The following is a 4,822-nucleotide window of genomic DNA, read 5'->3' as shown; positions in this document are numbered from 1 at the left end:
GCGCTTCCTGATACAACTTATATTGTGCCAGTGTACGCACGTAATTGTGTTCAGGATATTTTATCTGATAATACATATCCCCATTAATGTAGTCAGCCAAGAAACGCACGGCTTGCATGTAAGGGAACAGCATCACAGCATAAGGCAACATTTCTATTTCCAGCGAAGTAAGGAAACTCTTGGCCGATTCGATGTATCCCTTAGCAAAAGCACGGAAAATGTCCATGTTGAAATGAATCTTATCCAAATCAGGTTCATCTTCAGGAGCGGTATTACCAGCAGAACGAAGGAAATCACCAAAATCAGAGAATACGAAACTTGGCATGGTTGTATCCAAATCGATTACACACAGCACCTTTCCGTCTTTATCAAACAACATGTTCGATACCTTCGTATCACAATGGCAGATACGTTTCGGCAGTTTCCCTTCCCGATACAAACGTTCAGCCGCACACATTTCTTCCGCATCTTTTTCAATTTCATCTACAAGCGACTGCACTTTCTCCATGCGCCCTGCCGCATTCTGTGCCACAGCCTCACGCAACTGCTGCATGCGGAATTCCATGTTATGAAAATCAGGGATGGTTTCACCCAGTTTCTCGGGAAGGTCGGCCAGCATGGCCTCAAACTCACCAAACTTCACACCTACCAAATAAGATGATTCAGGAGTTACAGCTTCCAGTGTCTGCGACTCAGGAATGAACACGCACACACGCCAGTAACGTTCTCCATCAAAATAATATGTCTTTCCTTCGGCAGTCGGTACAAAACGAAGTACCTTGCGATCTATATCCGTTTCATGAGCCTTTTCCAGTTTCTCACGAATATGACGGGTCACACACTCAATATTATGCTGAAGAAGTGCTACATCCTTAAATACCTGATGATTGACACACTGCAATATATAGTCGCAAGCCTGCGGATCTGCAGTCTGAACTTTATAAGTCTGATTAATCAAACCGGCTGTCAAAGGAATTATTTCTTTCACCTCTCCAACCTCCGGGAATTGTGCAATAATTTCATTAAGTGATTTCATGGTTACCAAATAAATTAGGTTTACTATATTATTTAATTAGAATCTATACTTATTCGAAATACCTTTTAAAATATTCTGATTTTTCTCCACTGCAAATATAGGGAAGTTTTTACGGATTACCTTCATCTAATTGTAATATTTTCTGCAAAATCTTTGCAGTATAATAAAAAGTTTATAGATTTGCGCCCGTTAATAAAAACTAGACTCTATGAAAGCCACCATGAAAACACTCTCAGCAATTCTGATTTGCTGTTTTATTTCTACCATACAAATGTATGGAGAAAATATTCAACGCCCTGAAAGTGAAAACTACGTAAAGGGAGTGGAAGCCCTCAATGAAGGAAATCCCGAAGCTGCCTATACCTATTTAAATGCAGAAATCAATGAACATCCTGACAACGGATATGCACATTGCTACATGGCACTAATCTGCAATTTCTGCAATAATACCAAGCTGGCATTGCAGGCATTGAACTCCAGTCTGGAACTTATTCCGGAAGCCGATACAGAATACCGTTCGTTTGCACACTATTCCAGAGGAGTGCTGCTTACTAACCTGAAAATGTGGGAACGTGCCGAAGCAGACTTGAATGAAGCGATTCGTCTGAATCCGGAAGATGTAGAAAACTACAAATCGCGCGCGCAACTCTACTTTGAAACAGAACGTTATGAAGAGTCTCTTAATGATCTGACACGCGCACTCAAGCTCGACAGCAAAGCTGATGTAAACGATTTGGTGCTGCAACTTATGGCGGTAGCTCCTACTTCAGAATTCATGGAACGTATCACTGCTACTTACCAGCAACTGGACCAAGTTACTATCCATTGATAAATTCATAAACTTACATTATACTTGAAAGCCATCTCACTCTTTGGGATGGCTTTTTCATTTGCAGGAGAGCAAATGATTTTCTATTTTTGCAAAAAGTATCGATTTACTAACATTTTATCAACAAAAACAGAATGAATCAAACAAAAGGGCATCCAAAAGGACTTTATTTACTCTTCGTAACTGAGATGTGGGAACGGTTCAGTTACTACGGCATGCGCGCACTGTTCATGCTTTACATGGTACAGGCGTTGCTTTTCGACAAGGAAATGGCTTCACAAGTGTATGGCAGTTACACGGGACTGGTGTATCTTACTCCGCTCATCGGCGGATACATTGCCGACCGCTACTGGGGTAACCGACGGTCCATCGTAGTTGGCGCACTGACCATGGCACTCGGTCAGTTCCTGCTGTTCCTCAGTGCCTGCTATTTTCAGGAAGTGGCATTGGCCAAATACCTGATGTTTTGCGGATTGGGACTGCTGATTTTAGGAAACGGTTTTTTCAAGCCCAACATCTCGACCATGGTGGGACGGCTCTATACACCCGATGACAACCGGAAGGACTCAGCCTTCACCATCTTCTATATGGGTGTAAACGTAGGCTCTACCCTCGCCCCGCTGGTATGCGGACTCGTAGGAAATACCGGACATCCGGAGGACTTCAAATGGGGATTCTTAGCTGCCTGCATCGGCATGATACTGGGAGCAACCGTATTTCAGATTTTCAAGAACAAATACATATGCGACCCCGATGGCAATCCAGTAGGTGTTGCCCCACAAAGAAGCGCATCAACCACACAGCAATCAGAAACTTCTTCACAGAAATCCACTTCGCGCACCCTTCTGATGATCGGAAGCACCCTTCTGCTTACCTTGCTTTTCTCCATCAATTGGAATGCAGACAGCGCGCACCTGTTTGCCGACGCCGACTGGATTGGTTCACTGATTTACGCCACTACCATCGTCATGCCGGTGATTATCATTACCGACCACTCACTGAGCCGACACGAGAAACTGCGTATCGGAGTGATTTACATCATTGCATTTTTCGTTATCTTCTTCTGGGCTGCCTACGAACAGGCCGGTGCCTCCCTCACTTTCTTTGCCGACGAACAGACTAACCGTCACATCGGAGGATGGGAAATGCCTGCCGCCTATTTCCAGTCATTCAACCCTATTATGATTGTTACACTGGCTCCGATTTTCGCTGCGGTATGGTCATTCTTAGGTAAAAGAGGCATTGAACCAAGTTCTCCCTGCAAGCAGGCCTTCGGATTGGGATTGTTAGCGTTAGGCTATCTGTTCATTGCCTTCGGGGTGAAAGACATTGATCCGGGGGTGAAGGTAAGCATGGTATGGCTTACTGGTCTTTACCTGATTCACACCATGGGTGAACTCTGTCTGGCACCTATCGGACTCTCATTGGTGTATAAACTATCACCTGCCCGTTTTTCTTCACTGCTAATGGGCGTATGGTACCTGAGTACCTCGGCTGCCAACAAGTTTGCCGGTCTGCTGAGCGGTTACTATCCGGAACATGGGGTAAGCAAAAGCTTCATGGGCTATCCCATTGAAAATCTGTTCGACTTCTTCATGCTTTTCGTGTTCATGAGCGGAGCAGCTGCCGTTATCCTTTTCCTGCTCTCAGGAAAACTCAAGAAAATGATGGAAGTATAAAAAACTTCCTTCACATACCCATAAAAAACGCGGGCCTCTCTATCGAAGGGTCCGCGTTTCTTTTATAATAAGTTCTTACTTTAAAGAAACTGATTATTTCATCAGTTCTGCAAGTTTCGCTTCCAGGTCTTCACCACGCAAGTCACGAGCTACGATTGTACCGTCTTTTGAAACCAGCAAAGTAGCCGGGATGGCACGCACGCCATACAAAGCCGCACCTTCACACTGCCAGCCTTTCAGGTCAGACATCTGCGGCCAAGTGATGTTCAAATCTTTGATTGCCTTCTTCCAGCTTTCTACATCGTTATCCAAAGATACACCTACAATGCCGAAGCCTTTTGCTTTATACTTCGCATAAGCAGCTACTACATTCGGCATTTCCATGCGGCAAGGTCCGCACCAGCTGGCCCAGAAATCAATCAGTGTATAGTTGTTGGCAGCGATGAAGTCAGACAATTTCACCGGTTTGCCTTCCGGCGTATTCAGCGTAAAATCGATAAATTTCTTTCCGACTGCTGTCTTAGCCACTGTCTCTACATGTTCCTTCAAAGCCTTCACATCTTCATTGTCAGCAAAAGCTGCCGGAACCTTTTCCAGCAAAGGCTGTACTTTTTCTACTTCGAAAGAAGAACCGAACATGGTCAGCAAGTGTACCCCTGCGGCACTAGCAATATTCTCAGACACGAGCTGATAAATACGGTCCATACCTTCTGTTTCCTTCTTGTCAAGAACTTCCATCAGTGAATCACGCTGTTCTTCAGTCAACAAAGTATCACCCTTAATCTTCTGGTACATGTCGTTCATTTCCTTACCAATCTTCTGGTATTCATCCATGAACTTCTGATAAGTATCGTTGTTCGGTGTTCCTGAAATACGGCTTTCCATCGGGCTCAGATTTACCTGAATGTTTCCTTTTTCTACAAACACCATGGCAGCCATACGGGCATCTCCCTTCATGTAAGTTACGAAACGAGATACAGCCACTGAATCGGGAGTTCCCTTAAACTCAAAAGTACCGTTTTTTACGACTACAGAATCAAGTGCTTCAAAACCTTCTTCTGTCTGTTTCTGCAAGAATACGGTATCGCCATCGGCCACACCTTCGGCTGTACCCTTAATGATATAGCCTGCTTTTTCCTGACAAGCAGCCAAAGACATCAGTCCGGCTGCTGCAAATAATACAATTTTTTTCATTTTATACGTTTATTCCGGTTTTTGTTGAAAATAACGGGACAAAGATAATCGTTTCAGAGAAAACAGCCCTATTTTTTATAAAAG

4 protein-coding genes are annotated in these 4,822 nt (G+C 44.0%); 2 read left to right on the top strand and 2 right to left on the bottom strand.

Features of this window, described 5'->3' with window-relative positions:
- Positions 1–1,036, bottom strand: a 1,036-nt coding sequence (locus ACMJ0U_RS02180; RefSeq protein ID WP_417127878.1) for a phosphotransferase enzyme family protein, incomplete at its 3' end; no start/stop codon positions are given.
- Positions 1,037–1,244: 208 nt separating this feature from the next.
- Here ACMJ0U_RS02180 and ACMJ0U_RS02175 point away from each other — a divergent pair.
- Positions 1,245–1,865 (top strand): tetratricopeptide repeat protein, encoded by a 621-nt coding sequence (locus ACMJ0U_RS02175; RefSeq protein WP_417127877.1) that lies wholly within the window; start codon positions 1,245–1,247, stop codon positions 1,863–1,865.
- 134 nt (positions 1,866–1,999) lie between these two features.
- A complete protein-coding gene (locus tag ACMJ0U_RS02170) occupies positions 2,000–3,544 on the top strand; it encodes a peptide MFS transporter (RefSeq protein WP_417127876.1) in 1,545 nt (514 codons plus the stop codon).
- Between the two features lie 93 nt (positions 3,545–3,637).
- Here ACMJ0U_RS02170 and ACMJ0U_RS02165 read toward each other — a convergent pair whose 3' ends face one another.
- Positions 3,638–4,738, bottom strand: a complete 1,101-nt coding sequence (locus ACMJ0U_RS02165; RefSeq protein WP_417127874.1) for a redoxin domain-containing protein — start codon at positions 4,736–4,738, stop codon at positions 3,638–3,640.
- Positions 4,739–4,822: the final 84 nt, after the last annotated feature.

The organism is Phocaeicola sp., from assembly GCF_048170425.1.
Lineage (GTDB): Bacteria > Bacteroidota > Bacteroidia > Bacteroidales > Bacteroidaceae > Phocaeicola.
This window is presented reverse-complemented; position numbering and strand designations above follow the sequence as displayed.

Coding starts and splice junctions, on each gene's coding strand:
- ACMJ0U_RS02175 (WP_417127877.1), top strand. CDS start 1,245: ATGAAAGCCACCATGAAAACACTCTCAGCAATTCTGATTTGCTGTTTT.
- ACMJ0U_RS02170 (WP_417127876.1), top strand. CDS start 2,000: ATGAATCAAACAAAAGGGCATCCAAAAGGACTTTATTTACTCTTCGTA.
- ACMJ0U_RS02165 (WP_417127874.1), bottom strand. CDS start 4,738: ATGAAAAAAATTGTATTATTTGCAGCAGCCGGACTGATGTCTTTGGCT.